Annotated in this window: 26 protein-coding genes, 1 tRNA gene and 1 pseudogene; 12 read left to right on the top strand and 16 right to left on the bottom strand. The window is 61.8% G+C overall.

The window, feature by feature from the left end:
• Positions 1-58 precede the first annotated feature (58 nt).
• The 3 genes from lysA to argH all read right to left on the bottom strand — a co-directional run bounded on the left by lysA (position 59) and on the right by argH (position 3029).
• On the bottom strand, positions 59-1327 hold the full coding sequence (gene lysA, locus LH464_RS18560; protein WP_226787894.1) for a diaminopimelate decarboxylase: 1269 nt from the start codon (positions 1325-1327) through the stop codon (positions 59-61).
• A gap of 12 nt (positions 1328-1339) precedes the next feature.
• A complete protein-coding gene (gene lptM / locus LH464_RS18565) occupies positions 1340-1540 on the bottom strand; it encodes an LPS translocon maturation chaperone LptM (RefSeq protein ID WP_390625008.1) in 201 nt (66 codons plus the stop codon).
• Positions 1541-1625: 85 nt separating this feature from the next.
• Positions 1626-3029, bottom strand: a complete 1404-nt coding sequence (argH, locus tag LH464_RS18570) for an argininosuccinate lyase (RefSeq protein WP_226787895.1) — start codon at positions 3027-3029, stop codon at positions 1626-1628.
• 22 nt (positions 3030-3051) lie between these two features.
• Between argH and tlpA the strand changes: the two genes are divergently transcribed.
• Complete coding sequence (tlpA, locus tag LH464_RS18575) at positions 3052-3723, top strand: thiol:disulfide interchange protein TlpA (RefSeq protein WP_226787896.1); 672 nt, start codon at positions 3052-3054, stop codon at positions 3721-3723.
• Here tlpA and LH464_RS18580 read toward each other — a convergent pair.
• From LH464_RS18580 to LH464_RS18610, 7 genes are all read right to left on the bottom strand, one after another.
• Positions 3720-4604, bottom strand: a complete 885-nt coding sequence (locus LH464_RS18580) for a 3-hydroxybutyryl-CoA dehydrogenase (protein ID WP_226787897.1) — start codon at positions 4602-4604, stop codon at positions 3720-3722. The genes tlpA and LH464_RS18580 overlap by 4 nt on opposite strands.
• Before the next feature lie 114 nt (positions 4605-4718).
• Entirely contained in the window at positions 4719-5648 is a 930-nt protein-coding gene (locus tag LH464_RS18585; protein ID WP_226787898.1) for an electron transfer flavoprotein subunit alpha/FixB family protein, read from the bottom strand.
• A gap of 25 nt (positions 5649-5673) precedes the next feature.
• Positions 5674-6423: an electron transfer flavoprotein subunit beta/FixA family protein gene (locus tag LH464_RS18590; protein ID WP_226787899.1), complete on the bottom strand. Its 750-nt coding sequence runs from the start codon at positions 6421-6423 to the stop codon at positions 5674-5676.
• Between the two features lie 140 nt (positions 6424-6563).
• The gene (locus tag LH464_RS18595) at positions 6564-7310 is read right to left on the bottom strand and encodes a rhomboid family intramembrane serine protease (RefSeq protein ID WP_226787900.1); all 747 of its coding nucleotides are present in this window, start codon (positions 7308-7310) and stop codon (positions 6564-6566) included.
• Positions 7311-7331: 21 nt separating this feature from the next.
• Positions 7332-7904 (bottom strand): cob(I)yrinic acid a,c-diamide adenosyltransferase, encoded by a 573-nt coding sequence (locus LH464_RS18600; protein WP_226787901.1) that lies wholly within the window; start codon positions 7902-7904, stop codon positions 7332-7334.
• A gap of 1 nt (position 7905) precedes the next feature.
• On the bottom strand, positions 7906-8103 hold the full coding sequence (locus tag LH464_RS18605) for a twin transmembrane helix small protein (protein WP_226787902.1): 198 nt from the start codon (positions 8101-8103) through the stop codon (positions 7906-7908).
• 22 nt (positions 8104-8125) lie between these two features.
• Complete coding sequence (locus LH464_RS18610) at positions 8126-8959, bottom strand: SDR family oxidoreductase (protein WP_226787903.1); 834 nt, start codon at positions 8957-8959, stop codon at positions 8126-8128.
• A 2-nt stretch (positions 8960-8961) separates the two neighbouring features.
• Here LH464_RS18610 and LH464_RS18615 point away from each other — a divergent pair, with 2 nt between their 5' ends.
• Positions 8962-9966, top strand: a complete 1005-nt coding sequence (locus LH464_RS18615; protein WP_390625009.1) for a YihY/virulence factor BrkB family protein — start codon at positions 8962-8964, stop codon at positions 9964-9966.
• Here LH464_RS18615 and gluQRS read toward each other — a convergent pair.
• Entirely contained in the window at positions 9931-10812 is an 882-nt protein-coding gene (gene gluQRS / locus LH464_RS18620; RefSeq protein ID WP_226787905.1) for a tRNA glutamyl-Q(34) synthetase GluQRS, read from the bottom strand. The two genes, LH464_RS18615 and gluQRS, sit on opposite strands and share 36 nt — an antisense overlap.
• A gap of 45 nt (positions 10813-10857) precedes the next feature.
• Between gluQRS and LH464_RS18625 the strand changes: the two genes are divergently transcribed.
• Together LH464_RS18625 and LH464_RS18630 are read left to right on the top strand one after the other, a co-directional pair.
• Entirely contained in the window at positions 10858-11502 is a 645-nt protein-coding gene (locus tag LH464_RS18625; RefSeq protein WP_226787906.1) for a DNA-3-methyladenine glycosylase family protein, read from the top strand.
• Between the two features lie 92 nt (positions 11503-11594).
• Positions 11595-12152: an HNH endonuclease gene (locus tag LH464_RS18630; RefSeq protein WP_226787907.1), complete on the top strand. Its 558-nt coding sequence runs from the start codon at positions 11595-11597 to the stop codon at positions 12150-12152.
• Positions 12153-12164: 12 nt separating this feature from the next.
• Here LH464_RS18630 and LH464_RS18635 read toward each other — a convergent pair whose 3' ends face one another.
• Together LH464_RS18635 and LH464_RS18640 are read right to left on the bottom strand one after the other, a co-directional pair.
• A complete protein-coding gene (locus LH464_RS18635; protein WP_226787908.1) occupies positions 12165-12686 on the bottom strand; it encodes a disulfide bond formation protein B in 522 nt (173 codons plus the stop codon).
• 176 nt (positions 12687-12862) lie between these two features.
• Positions 12863-12947: transfer RNA gene (locus LH464_RS18640), tRNA-Leu, on the bottom strand.
• A 223-nt stretch (positions 12948-13170) separates the two neighbouring features.
• Between LH464_RS18640 and LH464_RS18645 the strand changes: the two genes are divergently transcribed.
• Both LH464_RS18645 and LH464_RS18650 read left to right on the top strand, forming a co-directional pair.
• Positions 13171-13872 carry a hypothetical protein gene (locus tag LH464_RS18645; protein WP_226787909.1) on the top strand — a complete coding sequence of 234 codons (702 nt, stop codon included), beginning with the start codon at positions 13171-13173 and terminating at the stop codon, positions 13870-13872.
• An 85-nt stretch (positions 13873-13957) separates the two neighbouring features.
• Complete coding sequence (locus LH464_RS18650) at positions 13958-15589, top strand: AMP-binding protein (RefSeq protein WP_226787910.1); 1632 nt, start codon at positions 13958-13960, stop codon at positions 15587-15589.
• 27 nt (positions 15590-15616) lie between these two features.
• Here the strand turns inward: LH464_RS18650 and LH464_RS18655 are convergent, their stop codons facing one another.
• The 3 genes from LH464_RS18655 to secA all read right to left on the bottom strand — a co-directional run bounded on the left by LH464_RS18655 (position 15617) and on the right by secA (position 21197).
• Positions 15617-16900: a GNAT family N-acetyltransferase gene (locus tag LH464_RS18655; protein ID WP_226787911.1), complete on the bottom strand. Its 1284-nt coding sequence runs from the start codon at positions 16898-16900 to the stop codon at positions 15617-15619.
• Between the two features lies 1 nt (position 16901).
• Entirely contained in the window at positions 16902-18314 is a 1413-nt protein-coding gene (locus LH464_RS18660; RefSeq protein ID WP_226787912.1) for a lipopolysaccharide biosynthesis protein, read from the bottom strand.
• 162 nt (positions 18315-18476) lie between these two features.
• On the bottom strand, positions 18477-21197 hold the full coding sequence (gene secA, locus LH464_RS18665) for a preprotein translocase subunit SecA (protein WP_226787913.1): 2721 nt from the start codon (positions 21195-21197) through the stop codon (positions 18477-18479).
• Between the two features lie 251 nt (positions 21198-21448).
• Here secA and LH464_RS18670 point away from each other — a divergent pair, with 251 nt between their 5' ends.
• The 6 genes and pseudogenes from LH464_RS18670 (at position 21449) to LH464_RS18695 (ending at position 25471) form a co-directional block, all read left to right on the top strand.
• A complete protein-coding gene (locus tag LH464_RS18670) occupies positions 21449-22336 on the top strand; it encodes a peptidylprolyl isomerase (protein WP_226787914.1) in 888 nt (295 codons plus the stop codon).
• Positions 22337-22399: 63 nt separating this feature from the next.
• Complete coding sequence (gene argJ, locus LH464_RS18675) at positions 22400-23641, top strand: bifunctional glutamate N-acetyltransferase/amino-acid acetyltransferase ArgJ (RefSeq protein WP_226787915.1); 1242 nt, start codon at positions 22400-22402, stop codon at positions 23639-23641.
• Positions 23610-24426, top strand: a pseudogene (locus LH464_RS18680) (GNAT family N-acetyltransferase). Before argJ ends, LH464_RS18680 begins: the two are co-directional and overlap by 32 nt.
• A complete protein-coding gene (gene mutT / locus LH464_RS18685; protein WP_226787917.1) occupies positions 24423-24836 on the top strand; it encodes an 8-oxo-dGTP diphosphatase MutT in 414 nt (137 codons plus the stop codon). The pseudogene LH464_RS18680 and the gene mutT overlap by 4 nt, the downstream one beginning before the upstream one ends.
• A gap of 104 nt (positions 24837-24940) precedes the next feature.
• Complete coding sequence (locus LH464_RS18690; RefSeq protein WP_226787918.1) at positions 24941-25249, top strand: hypothetical protein; 309 nt, start codon at positions 24941-24943, stop codon at positions 25247-25249.
• Positions 25250-25297: 48 nt separating this feature from the next.
• Positions 25298-25471, top strand: a complete 174-nt coding sequence (locus tag LH464_RS18695; protein ID WP_226787919.1) for a Flp family type IVb pilin — start codon at positions 25298-25300, stop codon at positions 25469-25471.
• Positions 25472-25473: the final 2 nt, after the last annotated feature.

The following is a 25473-nucleotide window of genomic DNA, read 5'->3' on the forward strand; positions in this document are numbered from 1 at the left end:
GGCCGCCCTCATATTTCCGGCGTAGTTCCAGCAAAAGTGAACGCGTTTGCAGGCGCTGTTACGCAAGCCAGTCGGGAAGAGAGTCCAGCGCGATCAGGTCCTCGTAGGTGCCGCGCGGGCGGACGACGTGAAAATCACTGCCCTTGACCAGCACTTCGGGAACCAGCAGGCGGGAGTTGTAGGTCCCGGCCTGCACTGCGCCGTAGGCGCCGGCCGATCCTACCGCGATCAGGTCGCCGGGCTTCGGTGCGGCCATTTCGCGGTCGAGCGCCAGATAGTCGCCTGTTTCGCAGACCGGGCCGACAATGTCCCCCCGGATGCGTGGCGTACTGGCGGCGGCAGCGACCACCGGGCGGATCTCGTGGTAGGCCTCGTAGAGCGTCGGGCGGATGAGATCGTTCATCGCGCCATCGACGATCACGAAGGCCTTTTCGCCACCGTCCTTCACGTAGACGACTTCGGTCACCATGATGCCGGCATTGCCGACAATCAGCCGGCCCGGCTCGGTGATGATCTTGCAATCGAGTGAGCGCAGCTGGCGCTTGACAGTCTCCGCGTAGGCATCGGGAAGCGGGGGCGGATTGTTGTCGTCCTTGTAGGGGATGCCGAGGCCTCCGCCGATATCCACGTGGTCGATGCGATGGCCGTTGGCACGCAGGGTGTCCACCAGCTCACGAAGCAGGCGGAAGGCGTCTTCGAAAGGTTGCAGTTCGGTGATCTGGCTGCCGATATGCATATCGATGCCGGTCACCTCGATGCCGGGCAATTGAGCCGCATGGGCGTAGACGGCCTCGGCGCGCTCGTAGGAAATGCCGAACTTGTTTTCCTTCTTGCCGGTCGAGATCTTCGCATGCGTCCGGGCGTCCACGTCCGGATTGATGCGGAATGAGACATGCGCGCGCTTGCCCATCCGCTGGGCGCGCTGGTTCAGCACTTCCAGTTCGGGCTCGGATTCGACGTTGAAGCAGTAGATTCCGGTCTCGAGCGCGAGGTCCATCTCGGAAGCCGTCTTGCCGACGCCCGAGAACATGATGCGGTTTGCCGGGATGCCGGCAGCGAGCGCACGGCGCAGTTCTCCGCCGGACACGACGTCCACTCCGGCGCCGAGGCGTCCGAGCGTCTTCAGGACCGCCTGGTTGGAATTGGCCTTCATGGCGTAGCAGACCATGGCGTCGACGTCCGCGAAGGCCTGGGAGAACACCTTGTAGTGCCGCTCCAGCGTTGCCGTCGAATAGCAGTAGAAGGGAGTGCCGACCGCCTTGGCGATTTCCGGGATCGGCACGTTCTCGGCGTGGAGCACGCCGTCGATATAATGAAAGTGATTCACGTCAAATTCCGCTTAGAGGAGGGGGTCGAGGAGAAACGGCTTCTCGGCGACCGGTTGTGCCTGCCGGCTTTCCCCCGTCGTGCGAACGTTCTGCTGCTCGACCGGTGTGCTCGGACGATCGAGATCACCCTTTCGGCCGCATCCCGCAAGGACTATCCCCGCTGCGGCGAGCATCAGGACCGCGGTGCCGAATTTCTGCGAGCGCATCGACATTTCACTTCCTTCATTGACTGGTAGCGACTGTGTTCATAGCGAAGTTTCCGCCGCTTGTGCAATGACGGCGGAGCTTTTGAACAGACTAGTTGCGTTCGCGCCACCAGGCGATCTGCTTGCGCACCTCCGATGGGGCCGTTCCGCCGAAGCTCGTGCGGCTGGCGACCGAGGCGTCAACGGAAAGGACGTCGAAGACCTTGTCCGTGATATCCGCGTGAATGCCCTGGAGGTCCTGGAGCGAAAGCTCGGCCAGGTCGCAACTCTTCTGCTCGGCGAGCGCGACGGCGCGACCGGTCACATGGTGCGCATCGCGGAACGGTAGTCCTGCCTCGCGTACCAGCCAGTCGGCAAGGTCTGTCGCGGTGGAATAGCCCGAGCCGGCGGCGGCGCGCATCCGGTCGGTGCGTATAGTCATGTCGCGTACCATGCCGGTCATGGCGGCGATTGCCAGTTCCAGGCTTTCGGCGGCGTCGAAAACCTGTTCCTTGTCTTCCTGCATGTCCTTCGAATAGGCCAGCGGCAGGCCCTTCATCACGGTCAGGAGCGCGATCAGCGAGCCGTTGATGCGGCCGGTCTTTGCGCGCACCAGTTCGGCTGCATCCGGGTTCTTCTTCTGCGGCATGATGGAGGAACCGGTCGAGAAGGCATCAGAAAGCCGGATGAAGCCGAATTGCGGCGTCGACCAGATGACGATCTCTTCCGCCAGGCGCGAAAGATGCATGGAGCAGATCGCGGCCACCGACAGGAATTCCAGCGCAAAATCCCGGTCCGACACCGTATCGATCGAGTTGCGGGTGGGCTCGCGGAAGCCGAGAGCCTTGGCGGTCATGTGGCGGTCGATTGGAAAGCCGGTACCGGCAAGGGCCGCAGCGCCGATCGGAGATTCGTCGAGGTGATCGATCGCATGGCGCACGCGCTGTCGGTCGCGGCCGAACATTTCCACATAGGCCATGCAGTGATGGCCGAACGTCACCGGCTGTGCGGTCTGAAGATGTGTGAAGCCTGGCATGACAGTGTCGGCGTGCTCTTCCGCCCGATCCAGGAAGGCTGCGATCAGGCCGGTGAGCATCGTCTCTGTCTTGGCCAATTCTTCCTTGACCCAGAGACGGAAGTCGAGCGCCACCTGGTCGTTGCGCGAGCGGGCGGTGTGCAGACGGCCGGCAGCAGGGCCGATCAGCGCAGCAAGGCGCGCTTCAATGTTCATGTGGATGTCTTCAAGCTTGCGCGAGAACTCGAATGTGCCGCTCTCGATCTCTGACAGGATCGTGTTCAGTCCCTCGACAATCTTGTCTTTATCTTCGTGGGAAATGATGCCTTTCTCCGCCAGCATGGTCGCATGCGCCATTGAGCCGCGGATGTCCTGGGCGAAAAGCTTCTTGTCGAACCCGATGGAGGCATTTATCTCCTCCATGATAGCATCCGGCCCTGAGGCAAAGCGACCGCCCCACATCTGGTTGGAGGATACCGCGTCCTTCGTGCCGTCAGCCATGATGCCTGTCCTGGAGTTCCTGATGACGAATAAAAGACCGCTTGGCCTTCCGTCCGCCAAACTGATTGTGATTGCTGGCGTCGCCGGGCTGCTTGCCGGCGCCGTCGCGGTATACGTGACGAACACGGGGTCTGGCAATGCCGACATGGCGGCCGAGGTCGCCGCCGTGGCCGGCAGCTGCGAAGGAACGGTGGAACTGGCGAAGAAGGTCGACGAGTTCGCCAGGGGCGAGGTCGCCGCCATGGCGGCCGCCACGACGGCGCGGCCGATCAGCCTGGCGTTCAAGGGACCCGAAGGTCAGGCCCTCGAGACATCGGATTTTGCCGGCAAGACGGTTCTGCTGAACCTCTGGGCGACCTGGTGCGGGCCGTGCCGGGAGGAAATGCCGGCGCTCAACAATCTGCAGAAGGAGATGGGCGGAGAGGATTTCGAGGTCGTCGCCGTCAACATCGACACGGGTTCGGACGAGAAGCCGAAGGAATTCTTGGCGGAGACCGGGGTCGATGCGCTTCGCTACTATCGCGACAGCACCATGGGTGTGTTCAACACCATGAAGAAGGAGGGGCTGGCCTTCGGCCTGCCGGTGACGCTCATCCTCGACAAGCAGGGTTGCCTCGTCTCAGCCATGAACGGCCCGGCGGTCTGGGACAGTGCCGATGCCAAGGCGATGATCGCCGCGGCGAAAGGACCTTAACGGGTCGGAACCGGCGTCTCGCCGCGATAATCGTAGAAGCCGCGGCCGGACTTGCGACCAAGCCAACCGGCTTCGACATACTTCACCAGCAGCGGGCACGGGCGGTACTTGCTGTCCGCCAGCCCGTCATGCAGGACCTGCATGATCGAGAGACAGGTATCGAGTCCGATGAAATCGGCGAGCTGCAGCGGGCCCATCGGGTGGTTCGCACCAAGCTTCATCGCCGTGTCGATCGCATCGACGGAGCCCACGCCTTCGTAGAGCGTGTAGATCGCCTCGTTGATCATCGGCAGCAGGATGCGGTTGACGATGAAGGCGGGGAAGTCCTCGGCAACGGTGATCGTCTTGTCGAGGCTTGCAACGAACTCCTTCGCCGTGGTGAACGTGGCTTCTCCGGTGGCAATCCCGCGGACCAGTTCCACGAGTTTCATCACCGGGACGGGGTTCATGAAATGGATGCCCATGAACCGCTCGGGGCGATCCGTTGCCGAGGCGAGACGGGTGATGGAAAGCGACGAGGTGTTGGTGGCAAGCAGTGCTTCGGGTTTCAGGACCGGGCAGACTGCCGCGTAAATCTTGCGCTTGACACTCTCGTCTTCCGTTGCTGCTTCGATGACAAGATCCATCGACGCAAGGTCGTTGAGATCCGCCGAAGCGGAAATGCGCGAAAGCGCTGCCTTGCGGTCGTCATCCGAGAGCTTGCCGTGACTGGCTTGGCGGGCGAGATTGCCGTTGATCGTGGCGAGCCCTGCTTCGACTCTGTCGGGAGACAGGTCGTAAATATGCACCTTGTAGCCAGCGATCGCGCTGACATGGGCAATGCCGCATCCCATTTGTCCGGCGCCGATGATGCCGATGTTCTGAATTGTCGCCAGACTCATGGGTAGCTCCCTGCGGGCGTCTTGCCGCCCGTATTGTACGCCGGCCCCTCGCTGGGGCCGGCTGCGTAGCCAGTTGGCTTAGTTCTAGCGTCTTTCGCAGGTGCGAAGCAACGCTTAAAGCGCCTTCTCGAGCTCGGGCAGGATCTCGAAGAGGTCGCCGACGAGGCCGTAGTCGGCGACCTGGAAGATCGGCGCTTCCTCGTCCTTGTTGATCGCGACGATGACCTTGGAATCCTTCATGCCGGCGAGATGCTGGATGGCACCGGAAATGCCGACCGCGATGTAGAGCGCAGGCGCGACGACCTTGCCGGTCTGGCCGACCTGCCAGTCGTTCGGCGCATAGCCCGCATCGACGGCGGCACGGCTTGCACCGACGGCGGCACCCAGCTTGTCGGCCACCGGCAGGATCACCGCGTTGAACTTCTCCGCCGAGCCCAGCGCACGGCCACCGGAGATGATGATCCTGGCCGACGTCAGTTCCGGACGCTCGGACGAAGCGATCGCATCGGAAACAAAGCTGGACAGGCCGGAACCTGCCGGTGCCGAAACAGTCTCGACCGAAGCCGAACCACCGTCGCCTGCCGCAGCAAATGCGGCGGTGCGAACGGTGATGACCTTCTTCGCATCGGTCGACTGCACCGTCTGGATGGCATTGCCGGCATAGATCGGCCGCTTGAACGTATCGGGGCTCAAGACCTCGATGATTTCCGAGACCTGCGCGACGTCGAGCAGGGCCGCCACGCGCGGCATGACGTTCTTGGCCGATGCCGTGGCCGCCGCGATGATCGTGTCGTAGCTGCCGGCGATCGAAACGACCAGGTCGGCGAGCGGCTCGGCGAGGTTGTTGGCAAGCTCTGCGCTATCGGCAGCCAAGACCTTGGAGACACCGTCGAGCCTGGCGGCGGCATCGGCGGCACCCTTGGCGCCCGAGCCGGCGACCAGCACGTGGATATCGTCGCCAATTGCCTTCGCCGCAGTCAGCGCCTTGGCGGTCTGATCGGAAAGGGTGGTGTTGTCGTGTTCTGCCAGAAGAAGAATGGCCATATCGTAATCTCCCTGTTCTTCCGACTTAAAGCACGCCGGCTTCGGTCTTGAGCTTCTCGACCAGCTCGGCAACGGTCTTGACCTTGATGCCGGCCTTGCGGCCGCCCGGCTCCTCGGTCTTCAGCACCTTGAGGCGCGGCGCGGTATCAACGCCGAAATCGGCCGGCGACGTCTTGTCGAGCGGCTTCTTCTTCGCCTTCATGATGTTGGGCAGCGATGCGTAGCGCGGCTCGTTGAGGCGAAGGTCGGTGGTGACGATGGCCGGCAGCTTGACCTCGACGGTCTGCAATCCGCCATCGACTTCGCGGGTTACCGTTGCAGAGCCGTCGCCGATCTCCACCTTGGAGGCGAACGTCGCCTGGCCCCACTTCAGGAGTGCGGCAAGCATCTGGCCGGTCTGGTTGCTGTCGTCGTCGATCGCCTGCTTGCCGAGGATCACCAGACCCGGGGCTTCGGCTTCAGCGACACCCTTGAGGATCTTGGCCACAGTGAGCGGCTCGAGCGCCTCTTCGGTCTCGACGAGGATCGCACGATCGGCACCCATGGCCAGCGCGGTGCGCAGCGTCTCTTCCGCCTTTGCAGGGCCGATCGACACCACGACCACCTCTTCCGCCTTGCCGGCTTCCTTCAGCCGCAGAGCCTCTTCCACGGAGATCTCGTCGAACGGGTTCATCGACATCTTCACGTTGGCCAGCTCGACGCCGGAACCATCCGGCTTCACGCGGATCTTCACGTTGTAATCGACCACGCGCTTGACAGGCACCAGGATCTTCATGGGGTCCTTCCTTGGGATTCTACTGGCCGAAAGATGCGGCCTTTCCCGTTCGTTAGTTGTCAGTGGGCGACATGGATACCCATTTTTTCCGCGAACACAACGTGGTATTGAGCCGGATGTGCGGCCGTTTCGTCATATATCTATGACTTTGCCGGCATGATCTGCGGAACGCCCGTTCGCGTCTCCACCGCCTTCGGCAGGATGACCTTGCGGTCGAAAAGCGGGACCCCTTTCCGGCGCATGAAAATCACCAGAATGGCACCAGCCATGATGCCGCCGACATGAGCGCCCCAGGATATCATGCCGTCCAGGTCGAGGGCCAGCATTGCGAATTGCTGCACCAGCCACAGGGCGAGGGGAATGAACGCCGGCAGGGGCAAGGGGATGCGGAAGAGTACGAGAACCCAAAGGCGGACGCGAGGATGCAGCAGGAAATATGCGGCGACGATCCCCGAGATCGCGCCGGATGCGCCGATCAGCGGTCCTTCCGAGCCGGGTGCTATGACGCCGTGCAGGACTGCGCCGGCTGCCGCACACAGCAAATAGAAGATCAGAAAGCGGAAGTGGCCGAGCGCATCCTCGACGTTGTCGCCGAAAACCCAAAGGAAGACCATGTTCGAAGCCAAGTGCCAGACGTCGAGGTGAACGAAGGAATAGGTCACGTAGGTGGCGCTCTCGGGAACCAGCACAAGGTCGGGATCGAGATAAGCGTGGTCGGAAATGACAGCCGGGATGTAGCCGAGGCCGAGCGCGGCAAGTTCGCCGACCATCTCGGGAGCAACGGCTGCAAAGGCCCAAACAGCGACGTTTATAGCGATAAGCCCGATCGTGACGTACTGGACGCGAATGTATTTTAGCGCATTGGCATCATGGAGCGGGATGAACATGCAACTCTTTTCCGCTTCCAATCATCGGTTCTTGCCGGGAACCCACAGAACGTCCGTTTTTCCGTCGTCGTTGGTGTGGCGTGCCGCGACGAACAGGAAGTCCGAAAGCCGGTTTATATATTTGAGCGCCGGCGCCCCGACGTCTTCCTGGCGCGACAGCTGGACCATCAGGCGTTCTGCACGTCGCGAAATGGTACGGCCAAGATGAAGCGCGGCAGCCGCCGGCGAACCGCCTGGCAGCACGAAGGAGCGCAGCGGTTCGATCGTTGCATTCAGCGCGTCGATCTCGCTTTCGAGGCGGGTAACCTGCGCTTCGACAATCCGAAGCGGTTCATACTCCGGGTTTTCCACCACCTCCGGGTTGGCGAGGTCTGCGCCAAGGTCGAAGAGGTCGTTCTGGATGCGGGCGAGCATGGCATCGAGTTCCGGCATGTCCGCCGTATGCAGGCGCACCATGCCGATGGTCGAATTCGTCTCGTCGACAGTGCCGTAGGCCTCGACGCGCAAGTCGTGCTTGTCGCGCCTCGGGCCGCTCACCAGTGCGGTGGTGCCGGCGTCGCCCGTGCGGGTGTAGATTTTGTTGAGCCTGACCATCTCAGCGTCCCCCGCCAGTTATCCACAGCGTGAGCATGATGAGCGCGATTGCGACCGCCTGCAGCACCAGACGCAGTTGCATCAGCTTGTTCGACTTGTTCGCATCCGTCCCCTTCATCATGTTGAATAGGCCGCGGATCAGCACGAGGACCACGAGGCCCATCACGATCATGGTGAGAACGGTAGTGAAAGTGGACATTCGGGTGTTTGCCTTTGTCTCGTCAGTCGAGCCGACGCATCAATCGGTAGAAGAGATCGGCCGGAAGGAGCCTCTTGAGGAAGGCCCCCTGCTTGGCGGGTGTCGTAACCAGATAATGGGGTTTGGGCCGTGCCGCGGTCAAGGCATGGGTCAGGACATGATGGACTGCTTCAGGGCCTAGCTTGTGGCGGTTCTCGCGCCCTGTGCCGGTAAGGCGTGCAAGCTGCCGCTTGTACTCCTCGGCATGGGCCGAATTTTCAAGATCGATATGCTGGTTGATCTTGGCCAGCGCATTGGCCGTGAAGCGGGAGGCGATCGGACCGGGCTCGATGAGGCTCACATGGATGCCGCTACCCTCCAGTTCCATCCGCAGTGTGAGCGTCAATCCTTCAAGCGCGTATTTCGATGCGGTGTAGGCACCCCGGTAGCGATAGGGGAGCAGTCCGAGGATCGACGAGCAGTTGACGATCCGCCCGTGGCCCTGCGCGCGCATGATCGGGATGATCTGGCGCGTCAGTTCGTGCCAGCCGAACAGGTTCGTCTCGAACTGCTCGCGCAGCACGTCCGTGGTGATGTCTTCCACGGCACCCGGTTGCCCGTAGGCGCCGTTGTTGAACAGTGCATCTATGCGGTTGCCGGTGCGCGCCTTCACGGCTTCAACCAGTTCGGAAATCGTCTCCGGCCTGGTGTAGTCCATCAGCAGTGCTTCGATTCCGTCCGCTTCTAGTGCAACCATATCCGCAGGCTTGCGCACGGTCGCGAAGACGCGCCAGCCTTCGCGTTGCAGCGCTCGGGCGCAATGGGCGCCGATACCGGAAGAACAGCCTGTGACGATGATGGATTTCGGATGCGACATCAATGGTCCCTGTACAAGGTGCCCGTCCATCCCATATTTCGGTGGCAGTGACAACGGAGCCTATATTGGCCGATAAATTCAGCAGGATCCGCGGGCTAGGGCTCGCCTACAAGGTGGCCTGGGATGCCTACTGCCATTTCAACGAGGATGACGGCTGGGCAATGGCGAGCCATGTCGCGCTGTCCGGTCTGCTGGCGCTCTTCCCGTTCCTGATCTTCGGAACCGCGCTTGCCGGCTTCCTCGGCGCTGACAGCTTTTCTGAAACCGCCGTCCACCTCTTTTTCGACACATGGCCGGAGGAGATCGCCGCGCCGCTGGCAGCCGAGATCCGACAGGTACTGACCATCCCGCGCGGCGGGCTGCTTACCGTGTCGGTGCTGGCGGCTGCCTATTTTGCTTCCAACGGCGTCGAGGCATTGCGGATTTCGCTCAACCGCGCCTACCGCGTCACCGAAACACGCGCCTGGTACGTAACCCGCCTCGCAAGTCTGGGCTATGTGATCGTGGCGGTAATCATCTTCGCCGTCATCAGCACATTGCTCGTCGCCGTTCCAGTGGCGCTCCGTTATGCGGAGCGCTTCCTGCCCTGGCTGCAGGATCTCCTCAGGACGGCCTCCGAATGGGGTGTCTACGGCACCGTGCTGGTGCTGATCGCAGGTTTGATCCTGTCGCACAAATGGTTGCCCGACGGTCGCCGGCGGATCATCGACGTGCTGCCGGGCGTGGCGATCACTCTCATTTTCTGGACGATCGGAGCGCTTATCTTCGCCTCCTATCTCTCCACTTTTGCCAACTATGCGGCGACCTATGCCGGGCTGGCTTCGGTGATGATCGTCCTCGTTTTCCTCTACATGGTCGGCGTGATCTTTATGCTGGGCGCTGAGATTAACGCAGCGCTGATGAAATACCGGGTCTATTCCGTGGTCGCCAGAGCACGCAGAGTACGCAATGGCGGTCGTATCAAGGATGCTTCAGAGCCCGATCCGTCGGCGAATGTCGGCGGGTGAGGCGCCGGCCTGCCTCAGGGCTGCCAGCCCCGTCGATTGCTCGCTCTTGGAGAGCTTGCGCCCATCCGCTCCAAGGATCAGGCGGTGATGGTGATAGACTGGTTCGGTAAGGCCGAGCAGTTCCTGCAGCAGCCGATGCACCGAGGTCGCGTGATAGAGGTCGAGGCCGCGCACGACGTGGGTAATGCCCTGCAGTGCATCGTCGACCACGACGGAAAGATGATAGCTTGAAGGGGCGTCGGAGCGGGACAGGATGACATCCCCCCAGGCGGTCGGATTGACGGCTACCATAACCTGCGATCCGTCGCCGGTCTCTCGCCAGGTCAGCGGTCGGCCGACCATGGCAATCGCCTTTTGCATGTCGAGCCGCCAGGCGTGCCGAACGCCGGCCGCGATCAGGCGCCGGCGTTCCTCGTTGCTGCGACGCTTGTCGTCGTCCGGATAGACCGGAGAGCTGTCCGGATCGCGTGGCCATGGCCGTCCGGCAGCCTCGAAAGCACCCACTCTCGCCTTCACCTCGCCACGCGTCAGGAAGGCGGGGTAGACGAGGTCCATCTCTGCCAGTCGCTCCAGCGCCGCGGCGTAGTCCGGGAAGTGTTCCGACTGCCGGCGGACCGGCTCCTCCCAGGAGAGGCCGAGCCAACGCAGGTCACGGTGGATTGCCTCCTCATAGTCCGGCGTACAGCGGGTGAGGTCGATATCCTCTATCCGCAGCAGAAGACGTCCGCTGCTCTTTTGTGCCATATCGTGGTTGAGTATCGCTGACAGTGCATGGCCGAGATGCAGCAGACCGTTGGGGCTGGGTGCAAAACGGAAGACAGGGTTTTGACCGGGTGTCGCGAGCATGGTTTCTTCTGGCACGAATCGTAAAGTGCGGCCACAGGAGAGCAAATGACGGTCATCCGCAACGACGAAGATGTCCGAAAGGGGATCGCGGCGCTCGCTGTCATCGATTCGCGGCTGGTGCCGGTGATCGAGGCTGCGGGACCGGTGCCGCTCAGGCTGGTGGAGCCGGGTTTTGCCGGTCTAGCCTTCATCGTCGTCTCGCAGATGATCTCGAAGGCGAGCGCGGCGGCAATCTGGCGGCGGATCTCCGATGCAGGGCCGCTCACTGCCGAAGACTACCTTCGTCACCCGGAGGACGTCATTGCAGGCTTCGGCCTTTCCCGAGCCAAGGCGGCAACGCTCTGGCGCCTGGCACAGGCGGTGTCGGAGGGGCATGTCGACCTCGAGCGCCTTGCGCAGCTGGAGCCGGCAGCCGCCATTGCCGAGTTGACCGCGCTTCCGGGCATCGGTCCCTGGACCGCCGAGGTGTATCTGATGTTCTGCGGCGGACACCCGGATATCTTTCCATCCGGAGACGTCGCGCTGCAGGCGTCCGTTGCAGGCGCGTTCCAGCTTGAAGATCGCCCTACGGCCAGGGAGCTTGCGACGATCGCCGAAGCATGGCGGCCATGGCGCTCGGTGGCAGCCCGGCTGTTCTGGGCGTACTATTCGGCAAGCCTGCGTAGAGATGTCGCGCCGGTTATACCTTAGCGCCGTGCCGTTCTAATTAAATTGGCTTCACAATTCTGTGGCATCGGACCTAATATAAAGACTGCAGATACCGAATCGGTAGGGAGTAGCCCTTGACGATTGCAGTTTCTCCACAGGCCTTGCCGGCGCTCGTCCTGAACGCCGACTACCGGCCACTGAGTTATTACCCCTTGTCGCTCTGGTCCTGGCAGGACGCGATCAAGGCCGTCTTCCTTGACCGTGTGAACATCATCGCCGAATACGAACATTCCGTATCGTCCCCAAGTTTTTCGATGCGGTTGCCGAGTGTCGTCAGCCTGAAGACCTATGTCCAGCCGACCCGGCATCCCGCTTTTACTCGCTTCAACGTGTTCCTGCGCGACCGCTTCGAATGCCAGTATTGCGGCGCTCACCATGAACTGACGTTTGATCACGTCATCCCGCGCGCCCACGGCGGCGAGACGACTTGGGAGAACGTTGTCGCGGCCTGCTCTCCGTGCAACCTGCGCAAGGGCAGCAAGCTGCCGAAGCAGGCCCGCATGTTCCCGATGCAGGCGCCGTTCCAGCCTACCGTGCAGGACCTTCACAACAACGGCAGGCTCTTCCCGCCGAACTACCTGCATGAAAGCTGGATGGACTATCTCTACTGGGATACGGAACTGCAGCCTTAGGCGGGAAAGCCTCTAGATTGGCTTCTTCGAAGCCCCCAAGAAAGCGACGGCGGCCAGCATCAGGCTGGCGATCACGTTCCAGCCCGCAAACGACAAGCCGAGGACGCGCAACGAGGCTTCCGTGCATGACGGGCCGTGAAAGGCGTTGAGATCGTCCAGCAGGCTGCCGGCATTGGTTGCCACGCCCGTCGCACTGGTGGCGCAGGTGGCAGGTCCTTCCCAGAAGCTCCATTCCACGCCGGAATGGTAGACGCCCATTCCAGCGCCGACCAACATCAGAATGCCGATCACAGCGAGCAGGCTGCGGACAATCCAGGCAGGCATCCGCAAGCTGGCAGCTATCATCGCTGCAATGCCGATGGCGATCCCATAGTAGTAGGGATCGCGCTGCAGCAGGCACAGCGCGCAGGGGATGTAGCCGCCGATATGCTGGAAACCGAGCGCGCCGCCGACGGTTGCGACCATGCCAAGGGTTACGGCTGCGGTATAGGCGATCGGCTTCTGCGAAATTTTGGGTGATGCCACGGACGCCATGCGGTTCTCCTTGAGAGGGACGGCATCTGGCCGCTGCCGCTCAATAAAACATCGATCATGCCGCTGTAAATGATTGCGGTCATGTCGATCGGCATTACGGCTCCAAATCTTCGTGAGCGACGTCGAAATATCGTCGCGCGTGGACGTCCGGTCGATCGGAAAAGTGGGAAATCCAGTGGTGCCCCGTGCCGGAATCGAACCAGCACTCCTCTCGGAACCTGATTTTGAGTCAGGCGCGTCTACCAATTCCGCCAACGGGGCACGGAAGGTTCGGCAAGCCCTCTATCATGCGCCAATGCTCACGCGCAAGGAGGAATTGCTCCTCAAGGGAAAGCTTCATCCGGGGACGGATTCGCTCGTGTGTTCAAGCCATGGTTGGTATTTTACCACATTTTGCGCTTTCGGCGGAAACCTTGGCATGGTCCGGGCAGTTCCATCCCTGTGCCTGCCAATGGTGCGCAGGCGCACAAGGAGGAATTACAGCATGAAAGCCAGTAAAAGCGTCCTTCTGTTCTCTGCCTGCCTCGTCCTGCCCATTGTCGGGCAGGTTCATGCACAGGATGCGGGAGTATCCGTCGGCGGCGTCAGCGTCGGGATCGGTACAAGCGACGGGCTGGGCGTAAGCGCCTCCGTCGGCGGTCGGGGTGGTGTCAATGCTGATGCCAATGTCGGGGGTAGCGGTGGCCTTGCCAATGCCGATGCCTCGGTGGGTGGTGCCAGCGGGATTAATGCCGATGCGAGCGTTGGAGGTCGTAGCGGTCTTGCCGACGTCAACGCATCCATCGGTGGCTCCAACGGCGTCAATGCCAATGTCAACGCGGATGTCGGTCCTGGCGGTGTCGATGCCGGCGCAACTGCGTCCATCGGCGGCGCGGGAGGTGTGAATGCTGATGTGGGGCTAGGCGTTGGTGGAGGTGGGGGTGCCGATCTCGGTATCGACATCGGCATCGGTGGTCCCGGCGCAGGCGGCCCAGGCACAGGCGGTCCCGGAAAGGGTGGTCCTGGCACCGAGGGTCCCGATACTGGCGGGCCGGGCCTGACGCCTGAACAGCGGCAGGCGTTCAACGCCATGCCCGATGACAACCGACGCCGGTTGCTCAACCGATGCGCCGACCTCCTGTCCAACAATGCGGATGCTGAACTGGCAGCTCTTTGCCGGATGCTGCGGACGACGGCACAGAGATAGTGCCTGTACACATCCCGTGTGGCCGCGCCTTGTGGCCGCACGGGCGCAATGGTAGCAGATAGGCCGTATTCAGTGAAATTGCGCCATGCTTCTGCCTCCCGACATGTCCTACGATGACCTCATTCGCGATTTCGCGTGGCGAATTCCCTCGACATTCAACATCGGTCGGGTCGTATGCGACGATTGGGCGGTGAAGGAACCCGATCGTATCTGTCTCCAGCATTTCAGCCCGGACGGATGCCACCTCTCCATGTCCTATGGTGTGCTTTCGGCTCGATCATCCTCGCTTGCCGCGGGCCTCAGGGATCTGGGGATCAACCGTGGGGACCGCGTCGCGCTACTGCTGCCTCAGGGCTTCGATACCGTCATTTCCCATGTTTCCGTCTACAAGCTCGGTGCAATTGCGCTGCCGCTGGCGCTGCTGTTCGGCGAAGAAGCGCTGGAATACAGGCTGAGGACCGCCGGCGCGTCGGCGATTGTCACCAATGCATTCGGGCTGTTGCGGATTCGGGCTTTGCGGGAAAAACTGCCGGAGCTTCGGCATGTCGTGGTCACGGAAGACGTTCCCATGGAAGGCCTCGTCGCCATGGACGATCTCATAGATCGATATCCTCCCTTGGAGCAGGCGGCGGAGACCGGCCCCGACGATCCGGCCCTGATGATCTTCACGTCCGGCACGACGGGGCCGCCGAAAGCTGCCGTTCACGGCCATCGCGTCCTTGCCGGGCATCTGCCTGGATTCCAGTTGGGACATGAATTCGCGCCGCAGGAAGGCGACCGCATCTGGACGCCCGCAGACTGGGCCTGGGCGGGCGGGCTTCTCAACGTGCTGCTTCCGGCGCTGATGCTTGGCATTCCTGTGGTGTCGTCACCGGCGCAGAAGTTCGATGCCGGCATGGCCTTCCGCATCATGTCGGAAATGAAGGTCCGCAATGCCTTCATCCCCCCGACCGCCCTTCGGCTGTTGAAGTCCGTGGAGGATCCGCGCGCTCACTACGATCTTGAATTGCGAACCATCACCTCCGCCGGCGAAGCCTTGGGGCGAGAGACCTATCAATGGGCAAGGGACGTGCTCGACGTCACGGTCAACGAACTCTTCGGGCAGACCGAATGCAACTTCGTGCTGGGCTCTTCGGCCGCCCTTGGCGTTTCCCGTGGCGGTGCCATCGGTCGCGCGGTGCCTGGCCATCGGGTCGCCATCGTCGATGAAGCCGGGGCAGAGGTGCCGACCGGGACGACCGGGCAGATCGCCATCGCAAGTCCGGACCCGGTCATGTTCCTCGGCTACTGGCAGGATGCCGCCGCCACTTCGGCAAAGTTCAGCAACGGCTGGCTGTTGACCGGCGATCTCGGGCGTCAGGACGGCGAAGGCTACTTCGAATTCATAGGCCGCAACGACGACGTCATCACTTCCTCGGGATACCGCATGGGGCCGAGCGAAATCGAGGACTGCCTCATAGGTCATCCTGCGGTCCGGCTGGCGGCGGTGGTCGGCAAGCCGGATCCGCTGCGCACCGAAATCGTTAAGGCCTATGTGGTGGCCAAGCCGGGATACGCCCCCGGGCCAAGCCTCGCGGAGGATATCCGGAACTGGGTGAAGAACCGTCTGTCCATGCATGAGTACCCGCGGGAAGTGGCGTTTGTCGATGAACTCCCTCTCACGACGACCGGCAAGGTGATCCGGCGCGTCCTGCGGGAGCGGGCGGCTGCGGAATAGGCAGAACTGGCATGGAGCAACGGTCGACTATTCGGCCCGTCCGGCAATGGACATGATCTTCTGCCGCAGCATGCGGGCCATGTTGCGGGTGCTGTTATACATGTGCAGCTGGGTCGCGACCTGTCGTACATCCCTGTCGGCATTGCCTGCCAGGCCGATCACGATCGTTCCCATCTCTTCCCGCTCCCGCCAGAATCGGCTCATGATCGGGTGGTCGGGAATGGCGCAGGAATCGCTGCGCAGGATGTTGGCGTCGTCGAGGTGCCATTCCGTCAGCTTCATCATCAGGACCTTGCCGGGGGACCAGGCCGCGAAGTTCTCGTCATAGGCGGTCTTCCACGTGTAGGCCTCTCCGGCCATCACGAAGACGACCAGGGCCGCGATGGCCTTGCCATCCAGATCGATGGTGTGGATGCGCACCGCATCGATCTCCGCCAGATTGGTGATCGCCTCCCGCGCGAAGGCCGCGCGGTAGCGGTCGTTGATCAGCGCGGACCGCTTGCGTCCCTTCCAGCCCTTTGCCTCGAGCGCGAGGAATTCCTCCATTCGCTGCCTGACCTCTTCGGGTTGGCGGGCGACCGAATAGGCGACTTCTCCCTGCTCGGCGAGCTTGCGCCACTGGCGACGCATTTCCCGGTAGTGATGGGGCGAAATCGCGTTCCTGAGGTAGGTTTCCGCCGTGGCGAGGCTCTCGAGCATCGGGCGCAAGGACCGTTCCGCGAGTGTGACCGGCAAATCCCGGCCCACGGCAACGGCGCGAGCAAGCTGCGCGAAGCGGCCGTTGATGCGGACCTGCGGCAGGACCAGGACCCGTGGAAGCTTGGCATCGATGTTGCCGAGTGCCTCGAGAAGGTTGTCGATTGTCTCGGCAGCGTCCTCCGCGTCGACCAGCGGCGTGCCGAGCGGCCCGAAGGGGTTTGCCCAGGCGCGCATGATGGCCGGCCCCATGGAGAAGCCCGGTTTTTCGATCGTGAACGGCATCAGGAGCCGCATGCGGCTATGGTTCTTCTGCTCGTCGCGGATCACCGCGAAGCGGACCTGTCTGTCATCGATACGCGGCATGGCCGGCGCCAGCAGTCTGGCGCTGAAAAAGATGTTTGGTTCCATGGCGCGGTTGGTCAGGAATTCGAGTTCCTGCTGCAGGTCGTAGCCCAGTGATGCGGGATAGAGGCAGAGTTCTCGGCCCGGTCGGCCGGTCTCTATGCGCGTATCGGCGTCGGGGCGGTCGGTGCGGAGAACCGGTACTGGCGACTGCGGCCAGGCTGCCCCCAGGAGGCTTTCAAAATCGCGGCTGTCGGGAGGTAGAGCCATATCATGCAGCCTTGGTATGCTTGGGGGCGAGGGGGGCGGCAAACGCGAACATGCGAATGCCGAGTGTGCGGCGAAGTGCGACATGCAGCAGGATCGCTTCCACGATCATGGCGCATGCAGTTGCCATCGCCGCCCCGCTCAGCCCGTATAGCGGAATGAGGATGATGTTCAGTGTGATGTTGACCGCAAGAACAGCACCATACAGCAGGACACAGAGATTCTGGCGACCGGCCATGCTGAGGAGCACTTCGCCGGGACCGACCATGGCCTTGGCGAGGGTGCCGGCGAAGAGGATCGGCAGCAGCCCATAGCCGACTGTGAAGGCCGGACCGAAGAGCGCCAGGAGGTGCTCTCCGACAAGCAGGATCGAGAGCCCTATCACGAGCGCCGGCCAGAAGCTCCAGCGTGCCGTCTGGCCTGCGAAAGCGGCAAGCGAGGCTGTGTCGCCACCGGCGAGAATGGTTGAAAACCGGGGGGCGGCGGCGGCCTTGACGGCAAAGGCGACGAACTGGACCAGGACGATAGTCTTCGCCGCAGCAAAGTAGACGGCAACCTGGTCGGGGGGCATGTAGAAGCCGACCACGACCACGTCGGCATTTGTCAGCAGGAAACCGATGCCGTCGACCAGAAAGATGGGTAGCGAGTACCCGAACCAGACCGCGGGGCGAAGCCGAAGCCCTCCGCGTCCATAGGTGCGCTGCAGGCGCCGGTGCAGGCGGATGTATTGCAGCAATGTCGTCACATAGGTGGCCGCCAGCGCTGCCTCCATTGCCGTGACGGCCGTGTCCGGCGCGCCCAGCCACACTGCGCCCACCATGAAGAGGAGGATCAGTGTTGGACGGATCAGGAAAGTCGGGCTCAGCGCCGTCATTGTCCAGCCGCTTGCTCGGGCGGTGCCGTCCAGCACGTCGCCGAGCGCGATCATGGGTAGAGTGAAGAGAGCGAGGAAAAGGGGAGCTGTCCAGTAAGCCTCGAAGGTGCCGGCAAAGGACCGGAGAACCAGAAAGCCGACGACCGCCAGCAGGCTAGCGGAGATCATCGAAAAGATCCGGGCGGTGTAGTGCAGACCGCGTACGGCCGCCAGATCCCCTTCCGCCCGATGCTGCGGCAGGAAGCGGATCACCGAGCTGTGGAGGCCGAGGCAGGACAGGTTGCCGGCAAGAACGACAATTACCCAGACGAAGGCGAAGATGCCGTATTCGAACTCGCCCATCAGCCGTGCGAGAATGATCTGCGAGATGAAGGCGATCGCCGCGCTGACGACCCGGATGGAAAAGGCGAGCAAGGCTTGTCGTTGGGCCTGGGCGGTCTCTCCGTCGGAGGAAAGAGCTGCTGTCAAATGGTCGAGCTTCGGCCTCAACCTGGCACGCAGGCTGGGTGGCAGATATTTCTCTGCTGTTTCGAGGACCGCCATGATCGGCACGCAATACTCACATCAACCCACAACGCGAAGCCAGTCTTGCCACGAGGGGGTTAACAATCCTTTGGAGCGGCCGTGGTGACAGGCCCATGGCTGTGGAAAGCGCAAACAAAAATGCCGCCTCGCGGCGGCATTTTCAAATTCCTGTCCACAGGACTAAGCCTGTTCGAAGACGCCGTGGCAATGCTTGTACTTCTTGCCCGACCCGCACGGGCAGGCCTCGTTGCGGCCGATCTTACCCCAGGTCTGCGGATCGTTCGGATCGCGCTCGTCCGGCGGCACCTGCAGACCGGAATCGTTGCCACCGGCGAAATCGTCCTCCCCCGTGATCGGGTCGAGGTGATGCGCTTCCATCATCGGCAGCGGTTCCGGCGAAGGCTGCGCCTCGCGAACCAGTTCGACACGCATCATCTGTGCGGTGACGGCCTCGCGAAGGTTGGCAAGCAGTGCCTGGAAGAGTTCGAACGCTTCCGACTTGTATTCCTGTAGCGGGTCACGCTGGGCGTAGCCGCGGAAACCGACGACCGAGCGAAGGTGATCCAGGTTTACGATGTGTTCGCGCCAGAGATTGTCCAGCGTCTGGAGAACCACGGAGCGCTCGACATAGGTCATGATTTCCGGACCGAAGCGTTCTGCGCGATCGGCGGCCGCTGCGTCGGCCGCTTGCGTGATGCGCTCGCGGATGTCGTCTTCGCCAATGCCCTCTTCCTTGACCCATTCGTCGACGGGAAGCTGGAGGTTGAGCATGCGTTCGACATCCGCCTTCAGGCCGGCGGCATCCCATTGTTCGGCATAGGCCCGTTCGGGGATGTGCTTGGTCACCGCGATGTCGATGACCTCATTGCGCATGTCGGAAACGATCTCGTCGAGGCTTTCCGCATCGGCATCCATCAGCTCGATGCGCTGCTCGAAGATCACCTTGCGCTGGTCGTTGGTGACGTCGTCATACTTGAGCAAGTTCTTGCGGATGTCGAAGTTGCGGGCCTCGACTTTTTTCTGGGCGCGCTCCAGCGCCTTGTTGATCCAGGGATGGACGATCGCCTCGCCTTCCTTCAGACCAAGCTTCTGCAGCATTCCGTCCATGCGGTCGGAGCCGAAGATGCGCATCAGGTCGTCCTGCAGCGACAGATAGAATTTCGAGCGGCCCGGGTCGCCCTGGCGGCCGGAACGTCCGCGTAGCTGGTTGTCGATGCGGCGGCTTTCGTGGCGCTCGGTGGCGATGACGTAGAGACCACCGGCGGCCAGCGCCTTCTGCTTGAGGTCGGCCACTTCCTGACGGATAGCTGCTTCCTTGTCGTCGCGCTCCGGACCCGGCTCCATGCCATCGAGATCACGCTCCAGGCGCATGTCGATATTGCCGCCGAGCTGGATGTCGGTACCACGGCCGGCCATGTTGGTGGCGATGGTCACGGCGCCCGGCACGCCTGCCTGGGAAACGATATAGGCTTCCTGTTCGTGATACCGGGCGTTCAGAACGCTGAAATTATCGAAGCCCGAGTTGCGCAGCATGGTTGCCAGAAGTTCGGACTTTTCGATCGAGGTCGTGCCGACCAGAACCGGCTGGTTACGGTCGTGGGCAATCTTGATCTCTTCGATGATCGCCTTGAACTTCTCTTCGAAGGTCCTGTAGACCTCGTCGTCCTCGTCGATACGTTGGATCGGCAGGTTGGTCGGCACTTCGACGACTTCCAGCCGGTAGATGTTGCCGAACTCCTCCGCTTCCGTCGAAGCCGTACCGGTCATGCCGGCCAGCTTGTCGTACATGCGGAAGTAGTTCTGGAAGGTGATCGAGGAGAGTGTCTGGTTCTCCGGCTGGATCTGCACCTTTTCCTTGGCTTCGAGCGCCTGGTGCTGGCCTTCCGAATAGCGGCGGCCCGGCATCATGCGTCCAGTGAATTCGTCGATGATGACGATCTCGTCGTTACGGACGATGTAATCCTTGTCGCGGGTGAAGAGCTTGTGAGCCTTCAGCGCGTTATTGATGTGGTGGACGATAGCGACGTTTTCGACGTCGTAGAGGCTTTCGCCCTTGAGAAGGCCGTCCTGGCGCAGCAGGTTCTCCAGCTTCTCTGTGCCGACTTCGGAGAAGTTCGCGGAACGCTGCTTCTCATCGATCTCGTAGTCCTCTTCCGCGAGCAGCGGAATGAATGCGTCGATCGTGGTGTACAGGTCGGAACGGTCGTCGAGCGGACCGGAAATGATCAGCGGCGTGCGGGCTTCATCGACGAGGATGGAGTCAACTTCGTCGACGATCGCGTAGTTATGGCCGCGCTGCACCATCTGGCCACGGTCGTATTTCATGTTGTCGCGCAGATAGTCGAAGCCGAGCTCGTTGTTCGTCGCGTAGGTGACGTCGCAGGCATAGGCCGCGCGGCGCTCCTCGTCACTCAATCCGTGGACGATCACGCCGGTGGAAAGACCCAGGAAGCCGTAGAGCCTGCCCATGGTCTGGCTGTCGCGCCGGGCCAGGTAATCGTTGACGGTGACGACATGGACGCCGTTGCCGGTCAGCGCATTGAGGTAGACGGCCAGCGTCGCGACCAGCGTCTTGCCTTCGCCGGTCTTCATCTCGGCGATCGCGCCTTCATGAAGGATTGTGGCGCCGGTCAGCTGGACATCGAAAGGGCGCATGCCCAGCACGCGCCGGGAGGCCTCGCGAACGACTGCGAAAGCCGGTTCTATCAGGCTTTCGAGGCTTTTTCCTGCCGCCAGTTGCTCACGGAATTCGACGGTCTTGGCCGTCAGTTCCGTATCCGACAACGCCTTCATTTTATCTTCGAGGGCGTTGACAGCATCAATACGGGATTTATAGGAGCGAACGCGGCGCTCGTTAGCCGAGCCGAAAAGTTTGCGGGCCAATCCGCCAAAGCTGACCATTTGAATGGTCCTTTCTGATTAACTTTCTTTAGGGTCGCGGGACCCGCCGCCGGGGAACAAGATCCGGCAAAATCGCCCGCTACGCCCGGAAACTTTTCTGGACGCAAAGTTGCGTGACAGATAAGAGGGGGGTCGATTGATGTCAACGGTGACGGCCGATACACAAAGGCCACATTCCAATGTTTGTGAAGCAATTCCGGCCGGGATCGGACACTTCTGAGACCGGCAACCAATTCTTGAAAGGTGACTTGATGTTGCGCCATAAATTCCTCGCCACCGCGGCCCTTGCCGTTGCACTTTCCTTCGGTGCGTCCGTGCATGCCCAGGAAGACGCAGTCGTCGCCAAGGTCGGCGACCTGGAAATCCGCCAATCCGAGCTCGATCTCGCCATTGAAAACCTCGACCCGCAGCTTGCCCAGCTGCCGGACGACCAAAAGCGCGTTGCCGCGCTCTCCGGTGTCATCGACGTCAAGCTTCTTGCCCAGGGCGCGGCGGACGAAGGCATGAAGGACACGGAAGAGTTCAAGAAGCGGATGGAATACATCACCGACCGCGAACTCCATAACTCCTACTTCCGCAAGCATGTCGTCGACGCTGTGACCGAAGATGAGGTCAAGGCACGCTACGAAAAAGAAATCGGCGCCATGCCGAAGCAGGAAGAAGTCAATGCCCGACATATCCTCGTGAAGACCGAGGAAGAGGCAAAGACGATCATCGGCGAACTCGATGCCGGCAAGGATTTTGCCGAACTGGCCAAGGAAAAGTCGGAAGATTCCAACAAGAGCGATGGCGGCGATCTCGGCTGGTTCTCCAAGGGCCGCATGGTTCCTGAGTTCGAGGAAGTTGCGTTTGCTCTCGAAAAGGGTGCCTACACAAAGACCCCGGTGAAGTCGCAGTTCGGCTTCCACGTCATCAAGCTGGAAGATCGCCGCGACGTGCAGGCGCCGCCTCTCGAGCAGGTGGAGCCGCAGGTTCGCCAGCTGGTGATGCGTGACAAGTACCTGGCTCTCGTCGAGAAGGCCAAGTCGGAGCAGCCGGTCGAAATCACTGACGAAGCCCTGCGCAAGGGCTATGAAGACGTCAACAAGGCTCAGGCCGCCGAGCCTGCTGCAGGCGAACAGCCTGCACCGCAGCAGTAAATGACATAATCGAGGGCCCGGTTTTCCGGGCCCCTTCCGTATTTCGTGCCAGGTCCTCCCGAAATGTCAGTTTCCGTTTCTCCGCTCGCTCCGAAATCCTATCCGGAAATGCCCGCGCTCCGTGGCTTGCGCATGGCGACCGCCGCCGCCGGTATCAAGTATAAGAACCGCACCGACGTTCTGCTGATGGTCTTCGACAAGCCGGCCAGCGTTGCCGGTGTCTTCACCAAATCCAAGTGCCCATCAGCGCCGGTGGATTTCTGCCGGGTGAATTTGCCGCATGGGCAGGCGCGGGCGGTTGTCGTCAATTCCGGCAATGCCAATGCCTTCACGGGTCTCAAGGGTAAGGCCGCGACGGAGTTGACGGCAAAATCGGCGTCTGCTGCCGTGGGGTGCCAGGAGAACGAGGTCTACCTCGCTTCCACGGGGGTCATAGGCGAACCACTCGATGCATCGAAGTTCTCCGGTGTTCTCGGCGACATGAATACCCAGGCGCAGCCGGACTTCTGGCTTGAGGCAGCCAAGGCGATCATGACGACCGACACCTATCCGAAGGTGGCGACTCGTTCGGCAGAGATTGGCGGCGTCACCATCACGATCAACGGCATCGCCAAGGGCGCCGGCATGATCGCACCTGACATGGCCACCATGCTGTCCTTCGTGGTCACCGATGCGGATATCGACCCCGCCGTTCTGCAGCAGCTGCTTTCGGCCGGAGTCGAACCGACCTTCAATGCGGTCACCGTCGACAGCGATACGTCGACCTCCGACACCCTGATGCTTTTCGCGACCGGTGCGGCCGCGGCGGACGGACAGGCCACGGTCACCTCGGTCGACGATGCCCGCCTCGAAGGGTTTCGCGCAGCGCTCAACGATCTGTTGAAGGATCTTGCCCTGCAGGTCGTGCGGGACGGCGAGGGCGCTCGCAAGATGGTGGAGATCACCGTCACCGGTGCCGAAAGTGATCAGGCAGCCAAGACGATTGCCCTGTCCATTGCCAACTCACCGCTGGTGAAGACCGCTGTTGCCGGCGAGGATGCCAATTGGGGTCGTATCGTTATGGCTGTGGGCAAGTCCGGTGAGATGGCCGACCGCGATCGTCTGGCCATCTGGTTCGGCGATGTTCGCGTCGCCGTCAACGGCGAACGTGACCCTGCCTACTCCGAGGCTGCGGCCACCGCGGTCATGAAGCAGGAGGATATCCCCGTTCTCGTGGAGATCGGCCTGGGGAATGGCAGCGCCACCGTCTGGACGTGCGATCTCACGAAGGAATATGTGGCCATCAACGGCGACTACCGGAGCTGATGCGAACGATGCAGGCAACATCTCCCGCAGCGAACCTGCCTCTTGTCCGCCGCCTCGAGGCTGTTGGCTTCCGCGCCTGGCCGGCCGCAACCGTTCTCTATGACGGAAGCTGGCAGGTTCGGCTGACCGGCGGGCATCCGTCCAAGAGGCTGAATTGCGTCGTGCCGCTCGACCCTTCCGATTGCCGGGACATGGATCTTCGTCTCGAAAAGGCAGGCAAGCGCTTCGAGACCTATGGCCGTCCATTGATGCTGCGGGAGACGCCGCTGGCGCCGCAGCCGCTGATTGAGCACATCGCCGGGCGTGGCTGGTCGCGGTTCGAGACGGTGAAGGTAATGAACGCCGATCTGACCCGGCTGGAGCTGCCGGAGGCACTCGACCACCTGCCAAGCCATGATGTCAGTCGTTTCATCGACATGAGCCTTGCCGTCTCCGGCGAAGATCCCGCGTTGAAGCCAGCGCTTGCCGAGGTGCTCGGTGCCATCAAGCCCGCAACCGGGCTTTTCGCCATCGAAAAGGCACCGGACGGCCCGGCTGCGGTCGCTCTCTGCGTTCAGGACAATGATCTTGCGGGGATCATGAATTTCGCGGTCGCGGAGGGTTTTCGGCGGCAGGGTGTAGGCACCGAAGTGCTGTCGTCGGCGCTGCGATGGGCGCGGATCAGCGGCGCACGCAGCGCCTGGGTTCAGGTGGTTGATACCAACTCGGCGGCGCTTTCGCTTTACCGGAAGTTCGGCTTCCAGGACGCTTACGAATATCACTACTGGCAGGAGACTGGGGCGTGACACCAGAGCCAAGACGCATTCTTCTCGTCGCGGCTTGCGCACTGGTCGATTCCGACAACCGGATCCTTCTGGCCCAGCGCCCCGAAGGCAAGTCGCTGGCGGGCCTCTGGGAATTTCCCGGGGGCAAGGTGGAGCCGGGCGAAACGCCCGAGGAAACGCTGATCCGCGAGTTGCACGAAGAGTTGGGGATCACGACGAAGGTGGCCTGCCTTGCGCCACTGACGTTTGCCAGCCACACCTACGAGAGCTTCCACCTCCTGATGCCTCTTTATATCTGCCGTCGCTACGAGGGCATACCGGCGGGGCAGGAGGGGCAGGCGATCAAGTGGGTCAGGACGCGCGACCTTCGGAACTATCCGATGCCGCCCGCCGACGAGCCTCTGATCCCATTCCTTCAGGACCTTCTCTGAGCAATTGCTGGAAACGGTAAACCTGCATTAACAGATCCTTTATCCAAATCGTCTAATGTCACCTTTCACCAAGGCAGTATTGGCGTTGACGAGGCTTTGACACGATGGACGAGGAACTCTGGAAGACTGTGCGGGTCCGACAGCGGACGACGTACAGGTCCGGCGCCCTGAACATTGCGCTACTGTTCGGGACTGCGGCCATCGCTCTTTCCCTGATCATAACGCCGATGCTCTCCGATAACGGCGATGCGCGGCGGCTCGCCCATGTCCAGGAAGATTTTGACCGGATCACCACGGGTTCCATCCCAGTGGACAACCGCTCGAAACACTATACGATCCGTCGCAGCGTCCTTCAGGAAACGCCGGGATCGGTCTGCATCATCCAGCCGTACGACGTTGATACCCGTTGCTGACCACCCGTCTCATGAGGAGACTTGCAGCCATTTGAAAGGAACAAAGGCATGCGTCTTCTCCGGTCGCTGTTGCGCCAAAACGAAGGTGCCACGGCCATCGAATATGGTCTGATCGCGGCGATCATTTCTGTCGTCCTGATCGCCGGGGTGAGTGGCCTGTCCGATGGTCTGTTGAACGTGTTCAGCACGATCGAGAACCACCTTGTGAACGCTATCGGCTAATT

Origin of the sequence: Pseudorhizobium xiangyangii (assembly GCF_020531965.1) — a bacterium.
Classification (GTDB): domain Bacteria; phylum Pseudomonadota; class Alphaproteobacteria; order Rhizobiales; family Rhizobiaceae; genus Neorhizobium; species Neorhizobium xiangyangii.